Below are 17805 nucleotides of genomic sequence, written 5' to 3'. Positions count from 1 at the left end.
TATTTTGTTTAGCCTGAGCATTTCGAACACATTAAATAATGGAAAAAGTTTGTTGCAGCAGATGTTTATCTAAATTAATGACTATAGGATCTCTGATGAAAACAAAAAATCTATTTCTGTTTAGTCTTCTGGCGAGTAGCTTTTTGTTTTCGGCATGTCAAACAATTAATCCTGTTCTGGATAATGCAAAATCAACCCTCTCACAAAATATATTAACTAAAAAAATAGATAAATTAGATATTGATACAATTATGAAATCTGCATACCCAAAAACGGTGAGTGAACCAATGGCTTATGTGGAACCAAAAGCACTTGATGAATATTTTAGAAATTATCCGTCTCGGCAGATTGAGGCAAATGTACTTGGCTTTATTCATCCAACAATTGAATATAAAAATATTCAGGGTGAATTACGTTACTTGGTAATCGTAGAAAAAGTCAAAATTTATGATGGTTATATTCAAAGCTGCCGAGCATGTCGAAGTCAATTAGATTTATTCATATATAAAAAACAAAATGGCCAGTTTCAATTGATCAATTCTGCAAGAGATCAAAATGATATTCCATCGGGTGATGGCCATTTACAGAGTGATTTTAATGATCAGTTTATGCAAAATTTTCAGCGTTTTGGGCGTAATATCACTGGTAGTTATATGCGGACAACCTATACTGGTGCAGGCGGCCAAGAAGAATCTGTTTGGTATGTAGTTTTGTTGCCAGATATTGGACAATTAAAAATCATGAGTATAGCCTCTGGTGGCGGTAGTACCGAGAACTATTATGCTGATCGTCCAGAGATGGCTTCAGTAATAACATCAACATTGAGGGTACAAGCGAATCAAGCAGACTATTATCCGATAGAAGTAATTTATACTGATACCAATACACCTAAAACATCTAAAAAAATTGTTTTGCAATATGCATTGGATAAAGGTAAATATGTCGAAATGAATAATTAATGAAAAGGTTATATTGATTGCTAGTGAGGTCAGGGGATTCAATGCAAATTTTTCAATTACAATCAAATATGCTAAAAGGGTTAGTTGAACGACCTTTTCAGTTAGAAAAAGACATTCAAATTATTTTTGAACGTAACCTATCTGAATTCACGGGTTTAGAATTTATTAAATCTGAGTTTTCCATCAAAAATAACCGCATTGATACACTTGCATTTGATTCTGAGAGCAAAGCATTTGTGATCATTGAATACAAACGTGAACGTGACTATAGCGTAATTGACCAAGGAATTTCTTACTTAAATCTAATGCTTGAATACAAAGCAGATTTTATTGTTGAATACAATGAAAGTCAGGCTAAAAACCTAAAGCGGCAAGATGTAGATTGGTCACAAAGTCGAATTATCTTTGTTTCGCCGAGCTTTACAGATTTCCAAAAGCAATCAACGAACTTTAAAGACTTAAGTATAGAGTTATGGGAAATCAAACGCTATCAGGGTGAGATTCTTACCATTAATCCAATGCAAAAAACTAAATCTGCACCATCTATTCAGCAAGTTAAAAGTGTAGAATCGGAAGAAATTCAGAAAATTGCAAAAGAAATAGTGCAGTATGATGAAGATTATCATCTTGCGGACAAATCAGATGATATTCAAGAAATTTATGAACAGTTTAGAGATTCAATTTTAAATTTAGTCCCAGATTTAGAAATTAATGTAACAAAGCTTTATATCTCTTTTAAAAGAAATAAAAAACTTTTGTCTGTATTGAAAGCTATAAAAAATTACTTAGATTAACTTTAAATGAAAAATCTGGTTAATAATCGCCACGTCCAATTATATTAGTTGATCAGATTTTATTAATTTTATTCCAAATATCTCTAGGTTGAAGTGCAATGAATGAAATACAAAAAGCTGCCTCTGGACTTTTATATGATGCAAATTATGACGTAGAAATATTAGAAATGAGACTGCGAGCAAAGATTGTATTACATGAGTTGAATCATCTGCATCCAACTAAGCAAGAAGAGCGTAATAAAATTCTAAAAGAATTATTTGGGAATATTGGAAAAGATTTTGTAATAGAAGGTCCGCTGCATTGCGATTATGGATTCAATATTGAAATAGGGAATAATTTTTATGCCAATGTAAACTTGGTTATATTAGATGGAGCTAAAGTTAAAATAGGTGATAATGTCTTTATTGCTCCAAATGTAGGGATTTATACGGCAGGCCATCCACTTGAAAGAGATTTACGTAATAGCGGTTTAGAGTATGCAAAACCAATTAATATAGGGAATAACGTTTGGATTGGGGCTGGTGTATCTATTATGCCTGGAGTAACTATAGGTGATAATTCAATTATTGGAGCGGGTAGTGTCGTAACACGGTCAATACCTGCCAATGTTGTTGCTGTTGGCAATCCTTGTAGAGTTTTGAAAAAAATTGATGATATTGAAAAACCATGATCTGAATGTCATGGTTGATATTGATGTAAATGAAAATAAAGCCAATTTTTCTGTGATATAGCAGCCTATTCAAGACTTTCCCAGGTTTGTTAAAGTCTGAGTAATACACCGATTATTATCAGAAATATATAGGTGACAGACCGTAAGTACGCAATTATGCTTTGGTTTAGATGTCGTATTTCAAATTAATTATTTTCTATTTCATAACGTAATTTATGTATGTAGACATAAAATCAAAATCAAACTAAAATGAATGATCATTCATTCATTATTGATATTTCCTTAGGAGGAATCATGAAAGCATTGGTCACTACAGAATTTGGTGATAGTCCTGTTATGACGATTGAAGATAGGCCTATACCAAAACTTAAAGTAGGTTTCTCATTGGTAAAAATATATACCGTGACAGTAAATCCGTTATCGAATCAGATTAGATCAGGTTTGTTTTCAATGGCGAAGGCACCACTTGTTTTGAGTAATGATGGTGCGGGTATTATTGAAGAAAGTGAAGAGTTCCTGAAAGGAACACGTGTTGCAATTTATGGTGGAGGGCAGCTCGGTATCACAGAAGATGGTTTACAGCAACAATGGACTTTAGTTGAAAACAAGCGATTAATAGCATTGCCTGATGGTTACAATTTCGAGTTTGCTGCTGCATTACCAGTTAATTATGTCACTGCGTGGCAGGCCATGAATCGTATTGGTCAAATCCAAAGAAACGATGTCGTGGTTATATCTGGTGCAACCGGTGCAGTTGGGCATGCGCTTATTCAGACTGCAAAAGTTTTAGGTGCTAAGCCAATTGCTGTAGTTTCTTCATTTTCAAAAGTAAAGCCTGCCTATTCATCAGGCGCATGGAAGGTCATTGACCTTTCATCTCAGGATATGATTTCGACTATTAACGAGATTACTGAAAATCAGGGTGCAGATGCCGCTTTTGATGTTGTTGGCGGTACATTATTTTCGAATTTAATTACTGTTATCAAACCAAGAGGAAGATTAGTCACAATTGGTTTTGTTGGTGGTCATCGTGCTGAAATTGATTTGGTAGACGTTGTTGTTAATGAAAAACGTATCTATGGATATGATGCATGGATGGAAACAGATGAACAGGTGAAATCGGTATTCAAGCAGATAACACCACTGATATCTAGCGGTAAATTGATGCCAGTAATTGATAGTACGTATGATTTAAATGATTTCGATGCTGCCTACGAGCGTTTATGCTCTCGTCAAGCAGTTGGAACCATTATTCTAAAATTGAATAACTAAGAAGGAATTAATACGATGTCTAGTAAATCTAATTTAAGACTTATATTTCCACAATGGCAGGGTGGTGATAATCCACCTTATTATCTCGGCTCTAAGCTTTTAGCTTGGCTTGCACCGCCAGCCAATGATATCACTGAAGAAGTTAATGTCATTCCACCTGCAAATCAATCTTTAGTATTAGAAGATGGAATGACTGGACGTGTTGCAGTTACTGCACAATTGGCAGATGCCGCGCGTATAATTGCTAAGCATAAACCTGATACATTAACCGTGCTGGGAGGTGATTGTCTTGTTTCACTGGCTCCATTTGCTTGGTTAAGTGAACATTATGGTAATAAGTTAGGTGTACTTTGGATTGATTCTCATCCTGACGTACAGACACCGGCACAATATCCAAATGCACATGCACACGTACTTGGAGCTTTACTGGGTCATGGAGATAAAGCATTAACAGACGCTGTAAATCATCCAATTTCTCCAGCTAAAGTGATGATTGCGGGTATTCATGATCCATTAGAGTATGAACGCGATTTTATCAAACATTACGATATTGCTACTTGTTCTCCTCAACAAGTTAAATCTGATAATCATGTAATTGAAAAATGGATAAAAGATAATGAAATTGAATACTTGGCAATTCATATTGATTTAGATGTACTTGATCCATCAATGTTTCGTTCGGTCCTGTTTGCCAAACCGGGAAGAACAAAAGATGAATTTGGTAATGTGGCAGAAGGGGAACTTACTATGGAAGATGTCGCTAAGTTAATTCATGAAGCCACTTTACATGCTGAAGCAGTAGGTATTACAATTGCAGAGCATTTACCATGGGATGCTGTAAATTTACAGAATTTTCTCTTAAAACTTCCGCTATTAGGTAATCAATAATATTTTTTAACTGATCTGAAATAGATGTAAAAATCTATTATTTTTAGTATTAATAATAAATTGTTGGTTTGACTTGCATTAATATTTGGGTTTGATACTCAATATAATGTGAGTCAAATTCATTAGTTTTAAATATTTGTTGATAGAGAATAATAGTTTGAAATTTTGATGATCAAATGTCTTAATGGAAAATATTTAATTATGACCCACATAATTAATTATCATTAACGAAGTATTAAAAAGATGTTAACAGCATAGAGTTACCAGATTATTATGGCAAAGGATACAGATACTTATCACAAATTAATACTGGCAGCAGCGAATTGTTTTGCAGAAAAGGGATTTAATGCAACAAGTGTGCGTGAAATAGCGATAAAAGCTGGAATTGCACAAGGAACAATGTATGTTTATTTTAAGAGTAAAGATGAATTAATTAAAGCAATTGTTCTTGAAGAACAAAAATCTGCGCTTAATGAACATGCAAAAAATTATGATAGTTCTCATTTTGAGAGATTATATCATTTGATTAATCAATGTATTAGTGAAGTTGGCTACCCGGTTACACACAATCTTTGGGTTGAAATCATGGCTCAGTCTTCAAGAAATGAAGAATTAAGATCTACATTTATTTCCAGTGACAATATAATGCGAAAAGGCATAGCAACAATTATAGGAAAAGGAATTGAGGCCGGTGAATTTAATCCTTTAATTGATGTTAATGAAATTACACTTATTATATTTGCACTTATTGATGGATTAATTTGTCGTAAAGCGGTTAATGTCGATTTTTCTTTAACAAAGGATATATCATCATTTAAATCTATTTTGGAAAGGCTATTGGTTATTAAACATATTAACTGATATTTTTAATTTTTTTAAATTATGTTGAAAATAACCAAGTTTTAATTGTATCTATTTCTAACATTATCAATTAATACTAAATTATTGCTGATAATGTTAGAAGTAATAAGTGTATCAAGATTAAATTTATGTTTTATATCTTTGCAAGATTATAGGTATTATTTTATTAAATGGATTTAAAAAAGTTCTATGCTTGTTTTAAACAATCATTAGGCTTTTTTCAGATATTTCAAAGCTAATTATATTTAATGGGCATAGACACTTATTTTAAAAAAACAAAATACATAAAGCTATTGATCACTAACTGTGAATTCTGGCTTTAGACTGACTTTTTGACTGCCTCTAATCCAGCCAAAGAAAATGTCATGAAATGCTTAACCAGTTGTTTTTCATTCATTTGAGAAATACTGTGTATTGGTGTTGGAACATTATTACTTGAAATGATGAGCATTAAACAAGGGGCGAGGACACTCAAAATACACGGCAATAGCGCAGGATGGTTTTCATCTATGCCAGATGCCTGACTAATAATAGATCGCATTGCCTGAAATTTTCTTGCACCATCATTTGCCATAAAGTCCTTTAAATAGGAGGTAGGCGAAAAAAATTCACGAATAAATACCTTGTTATACCAAACATTTTTTTCGGCTAATTTGGCAACTAACATTTCAAAAAAAAGCTCAAGTTTTTGTGTGGGGTGATGTGAACTTGCCAGTAATTCCAATAAAAAATTTTCTTCAAGATAGTGTGCATGTGCTTCAACTAAAACCGCTCTATATAAACCGTCACGACCATCAAAATGATAATTAATGGCAGCCAGATCAACTTGTGCTGCTTGGGCAATCATTTTATTGCTGGTTTGAGCAAAACCATGCTGGGCGATCAGACTTCCTGCGGCTTCAAGAATTTTCGCTTTGGTTAAATCACCATCGCTGCGTCTAGCTCTAGACATATTTGACCTTAAATTGAATTTTACGTTTTAAGTATATCTTTTTTTGATAATTTGGTATAGTTTAAATTTAAATTGAATTTAAACTACAGTGTGTAGTCAGTGAATGGTTACTTGATATGAAAAAGGCTTTGATTGCAGTTTCGGGGATAGCACTTATTGCTTTGGCAATAAGTGTGTATTGGTTTTTCTATAAGGATAAAGATACTGAACAGGCATTGGTACTTTATGGCAATGTCGACATTCGACAAGTTTCATTGGCATTTGAGCAATCGGGGCGGATTAAAAATTTAACTGCTCAAGAAGGCGATAAAGTTCGGCAAGGGCAATTGTTGGCAGAATTAAATACCGATGCACTTAGCATTCAGGCACAACAAGCCAAAGCGCAGCTCGATATACAACGTCAGGCAATTTTAAAACAGGATGCCGGAACCCGTCCTGAAGAAATTATGCAGGCTAAAGCACAAATCGTTTCGGCACAGGCGCAATTGGAAAAAGCCAATAAGGATTTACAACGCTTGCAAGTGTTAAATCATACCACATCGGGTCAGGCCATTAGCAAGCAGGAACTGGACTATGCCAAAAGTACTCAGGCGACAGCAGCAGCGACAGTAAAAGAACGTCAAGCCAATTTAACATTATTACAAAGAGGTGCCCGAAGCGAAGACCGTGCTGCGACAAAAGCGCAATATGATGCAAGTCAATCCAATCTGGATTTAATTGATTACCAGATTTCGCAGAGTGAATTACGCTCACCTGTCAATGCGGTTGTACGTGCCAGATTGCAGGAAGTGGGCGATATGACCACGGCACAAAAAACAGTGTACACCTTGGCACTGACTGATCCGAAATGGGTCAGAGTATATGCCAATGAAAAAGAGTTAAGTCACATTAAAATGGGCGGCACAGCACAGGTTATTCGTGATGCACAACCTGATCAGCCGATTAGCGGGAAAATTGGCTATATCTCATCTGTAGCAGAATTCACGCCTAAAACTGTACAAACCGAAGATATTCGTACAAATCTGGTGTATGAGGTGCGGATCTATGTGAAAGATCCGAATGATCAATTAAAAATGGGGCAGCCTGTTACGGTTAAAATTCAATCAGGTTCGACAAAAGAGTAAATTTTGATGAATCATTCCAGTGTGGTCATTGCCAAAGATTTACAAAAAAGTTTTAAAGCTGAAAACAAAAAATTGCCTGATGTATTTGCTTTGCAGGGTTTAAACATGCAAATTCAGGCAGGGCAGCTTACAGCATTGGTTGGACCGGATGGTGCCGGAAAAACCACTTTTTTACGTTTGATCGCAGGCTTATATCAACCAAGTTCCGGCTCTCTTGAAGTATTGGGCATCAATGCGGCAAAAAATCCACAGCAAATACAAAACCGTATTAGCTATATGCCACAACGGTTTGGTTTGTACGAAGATTTAAGTATTCAGGAAAATTTAAATCTATATGCCGATTTGCATAATGTTGCACAGGAAATCAGACAACAGCGTTTTGCCCGATTATTGGACATTACAGATTTGGCCGAATTTACCGAACGACCTGCCGGAAAACTGTCAGGTGGTATGAAGCAAAAATTAGGTTTGGCATGTACCTTGGTACGCTCACCCGAATTATTGTTACTCGATGAACCAAGCGTCGGAGTTGATCCATTATCCCGACGTGATCTATGGCGCATTATCGAACAATTGGTCAAAGAGGAAAATTTAAGTGTCATTATCAGCACAGCCTATATGGATGAAGCCGAACGTTGTGCTGAAGTTTATGTCATGTATGAAGGGAAGATATTAGAGCAAGGTACACCAAAGCAGTTAAGTGAGCAAATAAGAGGATTGACATGGCAGGCAAAACCGCCTGAAACCATGAAAGCCAGAACATTGCAGGCACATTTATTGGAGAATCATCAATATATTACCGATGCCGTACCCAAAGGTGATGTGGTGCGCTTCATGACCAAAAAGAATTGCCCTGAATTACCCTCTGGACAATTACCACAAGGCACGATTGTACAATCTCGGCAGCCCGAACTTGAAGATGCCTTTATGTTCTTTCTGCATCAGGCACAACATCAGGCACAGTCTATTGATCAAAATGATCACTCTCAGGAATTGGTACAGCATATTCAAGTTGAACATGCCGTATCACAAGGTCCTATCATTGTGGTTAAAGACCTAGTCCGAAAATTTGGTGATTTTACCGCAGTTGCCAGTACCTCTTTTGAGGTACAGCAAGGTGAAATTTTCGGTTTGCTGGGGCCAAATGGGGCAGGTAAAACCACTACTTTTCGAATGTTATGCGGTTTATTGCCGGCTACAAGCGGCACATTAGATGTGGCCGGCGTAAATCTACGCCATGCTCGGGCACAGGCACGGGCAAAAATTGGTTATGTATCACAAAAGTTTGCTTTATATGGCAATTTAACTGTACTGGATAACTTAAAATTTTTTGGCGGTGCATACGGTTTATCAGGGAAAAGACTTCACCAACAAATAGAAAATGCCATGCAACAATTTAATTTAAAACCACAGGCGATCAGCGGTGAATTACCTAATGGCTTTAAGCAACGCTTGTCAATGGCTGCGGCTTTGTTGCATCAACCAGAAATTTTATTTCTCGATGAACCGACCAGTGGTATTGATCCTCTGGCCAGACGGGCATTTTGGTACACCATTGGTGAGTTAGCCAATCAGGGCATTACCATTATTATCACTACACATTTTATGGAAGAAGCGGAATATTGCGATCGCATAGCCATTCAGGATGCTGGAAAAATGCTGGCATTAGGTTCACCCAAAGATGTACGGCAACAAGCCAATAGTGCAGGTGCAACCGATATGAACAGCGCGTTTATTGCCATTGTAGAGCAGGCTCGTGCACAAAAACGGCAAAGCAAAGGAGCCGGTGCATGAGAGATCTTACATTATTCTGGCGAAGACTAGGTGCACTGACTGCAAAAGAAGGGCATCAATTACTCAGGGATAAAAGCAGTCTGATGATCGGACTAATTTTACCGATTATTCTGATTTTATTATTTGGGTATGGCTTGTCTTTTGATCTCAGTCATGGGCGAGTCGGGGTTGTGGTACAACATCAAACGCCGCAAAGTCAGCAACTGATCACAGGTTTAAAAGGTACAACATATCTTGAAGTCAGCCAATATCCGAGTTTTTATCAGGCAGAACAGGCGATGGGACGGGCAGAAATTGATGCCATAGTCAATTTGCCCAGTGATTTTGCCCAACAAAATTCGCAAGGGACGACAACGGTACAAGTCATTTTAAATGGTCGTTCAACCACAATTGCATCGGCTTTGCAGGGCTATATTTCAGGGGCATTAAACACAGCACAGTCCATTCAGGCAGATCGTCAGCAGACAAGTTCATCTATAGGCATGGTCATAATTGAACAACGCATGTGGTTCAACGAATCTTCAAATAGTACGTGGTTTATTGTTCCGGGTTTAATCGTATTAATTTTAACTTTAATTGGTGCATTTTTGACAGGTTTGCTGATTGCTCGTGAACGCGAGCGTGGCACACTCGAAGCCTTATTTGTTACACCTGTGCGTCCGCTAGAAATTGTCCTTGCCAAACTCATTCCATATATTGTGATTGGCATGATTGATATTGTAATGTGCCTGATCGCAGCACATTTTTTGTTTCATGTACCAATGCGTGCGTCGCTATTCGCCATTTTAAGTGCATCGTTTTTTTATTTAATGGTGTCATTATTGCTGGGACTGACGATCTCAGGTTTTGCACAAAGTCAGTTTCAGGCCAGTCAGATGGCATTATTAGTCAGTTTTATGCCGGCGATGATGTTATCCGGTTTCGTCTTTGATACCCGTAATTTGCCAGCGATTGTACAAATCATCAGTCAGATTTTACCGGCAACACATTTTATGACATTGATCAAAACGCTGTTCCTTGGAGGCGATGATTGGAAATTATGGTTTAAGGAGTGCGCAATCTTAATGTTGTATATCGTGATTTTTACCATAGCTTCCTGTTTGTCACTAAAAAAACGTCTGAGATAACACTATGATCAATAAAACTATTATCTGGTTAAATTACTTACTGGTTATCGTAAAAAAAGAATTTTTGGTGATTTTTAGTGATCCTGCCAATCGCGTAATCTTATTTGCACCGGCATTGATACAGGCATTATTGTTCGGTTACGCTGCCAGTTACGATGTAAACCATGTTGATTATGCACTACTTGATCAAAGCAAAGGTCAGGCTTCAGTGCAATTAATTAATGATCTGGAAGGCTCTGGTATTTTTAAACGAACCGCCACACTAGATAATAATACTCAAATAAAACAAATGATTGATCAGCGCACAGCATTAGCGGTGATTATTATTCCCGAGGATTTTGAGAATAAACTGAATCAGGGGCAGACTTCACCAATTCAGGTCATTCTGGATGGGCGGAATTCCTCTACCGCAGGTATGGCCGGGTCTTATATTGCGACTATTGTAGCTAAATTTAATCAACAGCGTTCGGGGAGTTCTTCTGCAATCAGCATCGAATCCCGTACGTGGTATAACCCCAATGTCGAATCCAGATGGGGCATGATGCCGTCACTGATTGCAGCTCTCAGCATGATGCAAACTTTATTATTATCTGCATTATCCGTTGCTCGTGAAAGAGAACAGGGTACATTTGATCAATTACTGGTAACACCCTATAGTCCAATTCATATCATGATCGGCAAAGCATTACCGCCTATTTTTGTCGGATTGATGCAGTCCAGCATTATTTTGTTGATCATTATATTCTGGTTTCAGATCCCAATGAATGGTTCATTATTATTACTTTATTTTGGCTTGTTATGTTTCAATATTGCTGTGGTTGGTGTTGGTCTATCCATTTCTGCCATCTCCATGAATATGCAGCAGGCTATGCTTTTTACTTTCTTTCTCATTATGCCACTCATGTTGTTATCCGGATTATTAACACCAGTACAAAACATGCCTTATGTACTGGAAATAGGAACGTATGCCAATCCGTTACGTTTCGGAATTGATCTAGTACAGCGTATTTATCTGGAAGGTGCGACCTTTGCACAAGTGAAATCAGATTTTTTACCCATGATCGTTCTTGCGATTATTACGTTACCGCTTGCCGCTTGGTTATTTAGAAATCGATTGTCTTAAGCATATTTTTGGTTTTAAAAATATGCTTTGACATAGAAATATATATCAGCGATCAAAAATAGATAAATCACCTAGGTAATTTACTGTTTTTTTTAGAATTGGTTATTGCAGATATATCAGCTAAGATTACCCTGTAAAAAAGCTCGGTATTAGTGATTAAAATATTTAAAAAATCAAAATTCTGATGAATGACAGCCATAACTTTAGAAAGTTTAAGGCTGTCTTTTTTTATATTAAATCGCTTCAATCTATAACTTTAATACGAGTTGTTTTGGGTGCTGAAATTGGTGAATTGGCCTTGATATAATTGACTAAGGCATCGATATCCAAGCCAGATTCAACACGATCCTGACCTTGTTTAAAAATAGAGAAATTATTTCCACCTTCTGCAAGAAATTTATTTGCAGTGACACGATAAATCTTGTTTTCATCTAGTGGAATGCCAGATATTTTAATATTACTGACTTTGGACAAGAGTGGTTTATGTATACTGTATTGATAGCTTAATTCTTGAGATGGGTACAGGATATTTGCTTCTGAAGGATTGTGATCAGACCATTGCTGTTCCAGCAAAGCTTTTATTTGTTTTCCTGTTAAACTTAAAGTGACAACAGGATTTTCAAATGGTTGGATCGAAAATAAATTACCATAGTTAATTTCATTTTGTTTGTTCATTTGTAATTGTGCACGTACGCCACCTGAGTTCATTAAGGCAAAATCAGAACCTAATTTATTAGCTTTTTTGGCGCTTGCTTGTTGTGCATCTGCAATCAAATTACCTAAAGGACTTTCTCCACTTTTAACTTCTATTCTTTCAATATTTGATATTGCACGACCAATAATTTGGTTAGAAATATCTGCAATGGCTTGACGATAAGGCTTTAAAATAGCTTCCACACTAGGTGTTTTATTAAATTTTTCATATAATGGTGTGGTATTGAGTGTAGTGGTGTTGGTTGAGAATCCTTCGCCTTGTACGATAATCTGTTTTGCATCTTTTTTAATAATATCTTTAGTTTTTGCATCTAATTCAATACGAATATCAGTTACTAACATACCATATTGTCCAGCCGATGTAAGTAAAAATGGTTTTGCTGGGTTAACTGTTGAATAATCACAAATATATGATTGATGCGTGTGTCCGGAAATGACAATGTCAATAGCAGGATTTAATTGTTCTAAAATATTTAAAAGTGGCCCGCTTAAACCTTTACACGTTTTTTCATTTAATTTTGTACTTGGAGATACACCTTCATGGATAACAACGACAATGGCTTCAATCCCTTGTTTTTTTAGCTCAGGAATTAAAGCATTTATTGTTTTTGCTTCATCATGAAAATCTAAATTCTCATTTAAAGGCATGGATACAATATCAGGTGTACCTTTTAATGTTAAACCGATAAAGGCTACAGGAATACCACCAAATTTTTTTATTTTATAGGCTGGAAAAATGGTGCGATGATTTTCTTTTTTCATTGTGACATTTGCTGCCAAAAAATTAAATTGTGCTCCCATAAAATTTTTATTAATCTGACAAGGTTTTGTCGTGGTAAATTGCTGACAACCACCATTTTGCTTACGTTGCAATTCATGAATATCTCGATCAAATTCATGATTACCAACCGCATTTAAATCAATATGAATGTCATTCATGACATCGATTGTTGGTTCATCTAAAAAATAAGAGGATATAAGTGGGGATGCACCAATTAAATCTCCTGCTGAAACCACAATATTATTAGGATTTTGTACTCGTAATTTTTGAATAGCATCGGCCAAGTAAGTTACACCTCCTGCGGGTACGTTAATATTTTCAGATTCATTTTTCTTTGTTGAGTTTTGTGTAATAATTTCTTCAGTTGAGTTTTTATATTTTTTAGCAAGATTTTGATTTTCAATGGTTTTTATGCTTTGGTTATGTTCATTAGGATATAACGGTTTAGGTGCTATTATCCAACGTTTAGGTGGTTCAATATTTCCATGAAAGTCATTAAAAGCAATGATATCTACAACCTGATTACTATCTTGTGATACGGTTTTTGATAAACTTATCGGAGTTGTAGAACAACCACTAAACGCTAAAATTGATGCAGATAATGTAGAGCATTGAATCAAAGCTGAATATTTCATATCTATTCCCCCTAAATTGATAAGTCCGACAATTTATTGTGTTTTTATGAATGTATGATGAAAAAGGTAAATAATGATGCATGACTAGATCGATAACAGGAGAATAAAATAAATCGATTTTTTTCATTTTTCGCATCATTAATAATGCTAATAATTATCCTTTTATGCTCAATCTCTTAACAGAAAGCGACTTAGGCAGAAATAAAGGAAAGTATCATTTAAAGATGAAATAGAATTCTTGCAAAGTTATCTATAATTTCCTTATTTTCTTTCAAATAATTTAAAGGCTTTTGCAATAACTCCATAAATCAGTTTTCGATAAATCCACCACTTTGTCTAGCCCAAAGTTGAGCATATAATCCATTGTTCTGGATCAATTCATGATGTGAACCTTGTTCAATAATTCGTCCCTGATCCAATACAATCAAACGATCCATCTTTGCAATTGTGGATAAGCGATGTGCAATGGCAATTACAGTTTTATCTTCCATTAGACATTCCAGACTTTCTTGAATTGCTGATTCAACTTCTGAGTCCAAAGCACTGGTGGCTTCATCCAGAACCAAAATAGGCGCATTTTTCAGGAAAACTCGTGCAATGGCAATTCGTTGTCGTTGTCCACCAGAGAGTTTGACCCCACGCTCACCAACATAAGCCGATAAACCTTGATTACCATACATATCTACCAATTGAGGAATAAATCCTGTGGCTTGTGCTTGAGCAATCGCTTGCTCTATTTCTGTATCTGTAGCATGTGGTTTACTGTATTGAATATTTTCTAGCACAGTACGATGCAGTAAAGAGGTATCCTGACTAACCAGCGCAATATTTTTACGTAAACTATCTTGTGTTACTCCTGAAATATCCTGATCATCAATCAGAATTTTTCCTTGATTTAGCTGATAAAAATGCAATAACAACTGGATCAGTGTGGATTTTCCAGAACCTGAACGTCCCACAATTCCAATTTTTTCACCTGCGGCAATTTTTAAATTAAATTGATCGATAATGATTTTATCATTATAGGCAAAGCTAATTTGACGAAATTCAATACTGCCTTTGTTGACGGATAATGGTTTTGCATCGGGCTGATCCTGAATCAAAATCGGCTTGCCTAGTGTTTTCATGCCATCTTGAATAGTACCGATATTTTCAAACAGCATGGTGATATGCCACATCATAAACCCAGATAAACTATCCAGTTTGAGTACCATGGCAGTGGTTGCCGCAATAATGCCTAATTCTGCTTCGCCAATGATCCACAACCATACGGCACTACCAATTACACTGATAAATAAAAAAGCACTCAGAAATTTGATTGAAATTTCATACCATGTTGCCAGTCGCATTTGCTTATATACTGTCACCATAAACTCTTGCATGGATTCTTTTGCATACTGACTTTCACGACCGGCATGTGCAAATAACTTTACCGTTTGAATATTGGTATAGGCATCGGTAATGCGTCCGGTCATTACGGAACGTGCATCCGCCTGTTGTTGAGAAATTTTACCTAAGCGTGGAATAAAAAATATAGCAATGCCAATAAATAAAACCAGCCATAACATAAGCGGGATAATTAAAAACGGCGAAGTTGAACCCAATACAATATTGATGGTAATAAAATAAATACTGACATAGACCAGCATATCTGCCAGAATCATCCAGAATTCACGAACAGCCAACGCGGTTTGCATGACTTTCGCTGATAAGCGTCCTGCAAAATCATTATGAAAAAAATCAAGAGATTGCTGTAATAACAGATTATGAAAACGCCAGCGTAAACGCATGGGGAAATTACTAAAAAAAATCTGATGTTTTAAAATTGACTGAATCAATACACAGAAAAAATTTGCAGCAAGTAAAGCCAGTAATAGCAATATATTATTGGCATGATCTTGCAAAAAATGCTGTGGGTCACTATTACTGATCCAGTCCACCAATTTCCCAATATAAGAAAAGAGTAGCACTTCAAAACTGGCAGCCCCAGCAGTACACAACACTAATAAAATTAAATAGGGACGAAAAGCCTGAGTAGCTTGCCAGATAAACGCAAAAAAAGTTTTAGGTAACGGTTCGTTTAGATGATCACTGGGATAGGCATCCACTCTTTTTTCAAACCAACGCAACATAAACTAAAGATTCCTGATCGGAAAGTTGATATCTAAATTCTAACTATACTAATGATTTTAGGCCGAGCTAGCATAACAGAAAATAGATGGAAAAACGATGTTGACCCTGCATCATGGATTAATCGTTATGGAAGGAAGTATTGATAGAAAATAATAAGAAATAAAAATGTTCATTGTATTATTGGAATGATCTGGTGATATGTTTAACCAATCATCCAACTTGAAAAATTTCAGCGCACCCTCATATCAAAAAAATTAACGTGACTGGATAAAAACGATTATGCTATTTCATTTACCCAAGCTTCCTTCAGAATTACGTGTTGTGCATTTAAATAGTCGAGTAGATCAGCAGCGTAAACGTATTGCCCAAAGTACTATGGGAAAAATTGAACTTTTACAGTTAGCAGCACAATTGAAAAAAGAAGCGGTATTACGCAAAAAAAATAATCAAAAAATATTTGTACTGGATTTTAAAGGAGATATGCAAGCCAGTGCTGTTGAACAATTACGTGAAGAAATTACCATGATTCTGGCGACAGCCAAAGCACAAAAGGACCGTGTGGTACTTCGCTTAGAAAGCCCGGGTGGAGTGGTACATGGGTATGGTCTGGCAGCAGCACAGCTGGTGCGTTTGCGAGATGCAGGGTTTCACCTAACCATTTGTGTTGACAAGGTTGCAGCCAGCGGTGGTTATATGATGGCCTGTATTGCTAATGAAATTGTTGCTGCACCTTTTGCTATCCTGGGCTCTATTGGTGTGGTGGCACAATTACCAAACTTTAATAAATTACTGAAACAACATCATATTGATTACGAAGTGTTTACTGCTGGTGAATATAAACGTACGGTTACCCTGTTTGGCGAAAACTCCACAGAAGGTAAAGCTAAATTTGAACAGGAATTGCAGCAAACCCATCATTTATTCAAACATTTCGTTGAAAACTACCGTCCACAACTTAATGTAACGGAAGTTGCAACAGGTGAGCATTGGTATGGTGAAGATGCCAAACGTCTAAAACTGGTTGATGAATTAAAAACTTCTGATGCATATCTACAGAATTTATTGGGAAAACATGATGTTTACATCATCAATACTCGTAAAAAACCGACCTTAGGCGAAAAACTGGGCTTACAGGCTGCCCAAATTACACAATCGGTTTTACCTGTAGTGGTACAGGCTGCTCAGGAAAGCCTGCATAAAATAGGTTTGGAACGCGTCTTATTGCGTGATTCCAGATTTTAAGCATAAAATAAAAATCAGCCTTAAGTGGCTGATTTTTTCTTGAGATTTTATTAATAAAGGTAGGAAGCCTGCCATTCAATGGTTACAATATTATAAATTTTTCTTAGAGTATCATTATGCTGCATATTTTCTTAAAAGACAGTCAAAAAAATATCGAATTTCATGACTATCCAGGTGAAGATCCGATTAAATTTATGATGAATTTTAAGAAAATTTTCCCCTCCACTTTTGATTTATTGCTTCCGGTATTACCCGAAGATGAAAGTCAATTGGATCAGGTGACTTGGGAAAGCGATCGTCATGCTTTGGAACTCTTTAAACGACTGATTAAAGAATGGGCAATTGTTGAAATTCGACTATCTGCATTAACCAAATTTAAACAGCAAGATGATGCCAATAAGCTGGTTAAACAGGCTCAACAAATACGTAAAAATTTTCAGCATAAACAGATACGTTTGAATTTACTTGAAGCTGATTATGTATTTTTATTGGCTACGCATAGTTTATTAGATGCAGAGTTGGTAGAGTTAGGTACGCCATTTTACTTGCCAACACTGAAACAAAGCTGGCAAGCTGATATTCCAAAATCTGTATTAAATATGACCATATAATCATAGGTATGGCCAGTAAAATGACTGGCCATATCTTTTTGATGATTGTGATTCATATTTAGGGGATTTTGTCTTAATTAAATATTCTAAATTAAAGTATAATTTAATAGAATAAAGTGGGTGA

The 17805-nt window shown here is 36.1% G+C and carries 14 protein-coding genes and 1 pseudogene; 12 read left to right on the top strand and 3 right to left on the bottom strand.

Annotated features, from left to right (window positions below; genetic code table 11):
• Positions 1-95 precede the first annotated feature (95 nt).
• From F4V57_RS03390 to F4V57_RS03365, 6 genes and pseudogenes are all read left to right on the top strand, one after another.
• Positions 96-959: a hypothetical protein gene (locus F4V57_RS03390; RefSeq protein WP_070070385.1), complete on the top strand. Its 864-nt coding sequence runs from the start codon at positions 96-98 to the stop codon at positions 957-959.
• Between the two features lie 41 nt (positions 960-1000).
• Positions 1001-1711: pseudogene (locus tag F4V57_RS03385) on the top strand (DUF5655 domain-containing protein); the annotation flags it as partial.
• Between the two features lie 140 nt (positions 1712-1851).
• Positions 1852-2424, top strand: a complete 573-nt coding sequence (locus tag F4V57_RS15050; RefSeq protein WP_070070384.1) for a sugar O-acetyltransferase — start codon at positions 1852-1854, stop codon at positions 2422-2424.
• Positions 2425-2718: 294 nt separating this feature from the next.
• Complete coding sequence (locus tag F4V57_RS03375) at positions 2719-3696, top strand: quinone oxidoreductase family protein (RefSeq protein ID WP_070070383.1); 978 nt, start codon at positions 2719-2721, stop codon at positions 3694-3696.
• Between the two features lie 15 nt (positions 3697-3711).
• Complete coding sequence (locus F4V57_RS03370) at positions 3712-4584, top strand: arginase family protein (RefSeq protein WP_070070382.1); 873 nt, start codon at positions 3712-3714, stop codon at positions 4582-4584.
• A 273-nt stretch (positions 4585-4857) separates the two neighbouring features.
• Entirely contained in the window at positions 4858-5445 is a 588-nt protein-coding gene (locus F4V57_RS03365) for a TetR/AcrR family transcriptional regulator (protein ID WP_070070381.1), read from the top strand.
• 319 nt (positions 5446-5764) lie between these two features.
• Here the strand turns inward: F4V57_RS03365 and F4V57_RS03360 are convergent, their stop codons facing one another.
• Complete coding sequence (locus F4V57_RS03360) at positions 5765-6397, bottom strand: TetR/AcrR family transcriptional regulator (protein WP_070069720.1); 633 nt, start codon at positions 6395-6397, stop codon at positions 5765-5767.
• A gap of 116 nt (positions 6398-6513) precedes the next feature.
• Here F4V57_RS03360 and F4V57_RS03355 point away from each other — a divergent pair, with 116 nt between their 5' ends.
• From F4V57_RS03355 to F4V57_RS03340, 4 genes are read left to right on the top strand one after another with little or no spacing between them, the layout of a single operon-like run.
• Complete coding sequence (locus tag F4V57_RS03355) at positions 6514-7521, top strand: HlyD family efflux transporter periplasmic adaptor subunit (RefSeq protein WP_070069719.1); 1008 nt, start codon at positions 6514-6516, stop codon at positions 7519-7521.
• A 6-nt stretch (positions 7522-7527) separates the two neighbouring features.
• Positions 7528-9315, top strand: coding sequence for an ATP-binding cassette domain-containing protein (locus F4V57_RS03350; protein ID WP_070069718.1), 1788 nt, complete (start codon positions 7528-7530; stop codon positions 9313-9315).
• Positions 9312-10442, top strand: a complete 1131-nt coding sequence (locus F4V57_RS03345; protein WP_070069717.1) for an ABC transporter permease — start codon at positions 9312-9314, stop codon at positions 10440-10442. Before F4V57_RS03350 ends, F4V57_RS03345 begins: the two co-directional genes overlap by 4 nt.
• 4 nt (positions 10443-10446) lie before the next feature.
• A complete protein-coding gene (locus tag F4V57_RS03340) occupies positions 10447-11565 on the top strand; it encodes an ABC transporter permease (protein ID WP_070069716.1) in 1119 nt (372 codons plus the stop codon).
• A gap of 243 nt (positions 11566-11808) precedes the next feature.
• Here the strand turns inward: F4V57_RS03340 and F4V57_RS03335 are convergent, their stop codons facing one another.
• Positions 11809-13695 carry a bifunctional metallophosphatase/5'-nucleotidase gene (locus F4V57_RS03335; protein ID WP_070069715.1) on the bottom strand — a complete coding sequence of 629 codons (1887 nt, stop codon included), beginning with the start codon at positions 13693-13695 and terminating at the stop codon, positions 11809-11811.
• Between the two features lie 308 nt (positions 13696-14003).
• Entirely contained in the window at positions 14004-15827 is a 1824-nt protein-coding gene (locus tag F4V57_RS03330) for an ABC transporter ATP-binding protein (RefSeq protein ID WP_070069714.1), read from the bottom strand.
• 280 nt (positions 15828-16107) lie between these two features.
• Here F4V57_RS03330 and sohB point away from each other — a divergent pair, with 280 nt between their 5' ends.
• Together sohB and F4V57_RS03320 are read left to right on the top strand one after the other, a co-directional pair.
• Positions 16108-17070 carry a protease SohB gene (gene sohB, locus F4V57_RS03325; RefSeq protein WP_070069713.1) on the top strand — a complete coding sequence of 321 codons (963 nt, stop codon included), beginning with the start codon at positions 16108-16110 and terminating at the stop codon, positions 17068-17070.
• A 116-nt stretch (positions 17071-17186) separates the two neighbouring features.
• A complete protein-coding gene (locus F4V57_RS03320; RefSeq protein WP_070069712.1) occupies positions 17187-17681 on the top strand; it encodes a hypothetical protein in 495 nt (164 codons plus the stop codon).
• The last annotated feature ends 124 nt before the right edge of the window (positions 17682-17805 follow it).

This window comes from Acinetobacter qingfengensis (genome assembly GCF_008693185.1).
Lineage (GTDB): Bacteria > Pseudomonadota > Gammaproteobacteria > Pseudomonadales > Moraxellaceae > Acinetobacter > Acinetobacter qingfengensis.
The sequence above is the reverse complement of the archived record's forward strand: the minus strand, read 5'-3'. Positions and strand labels throughout refer to the sequence as shown.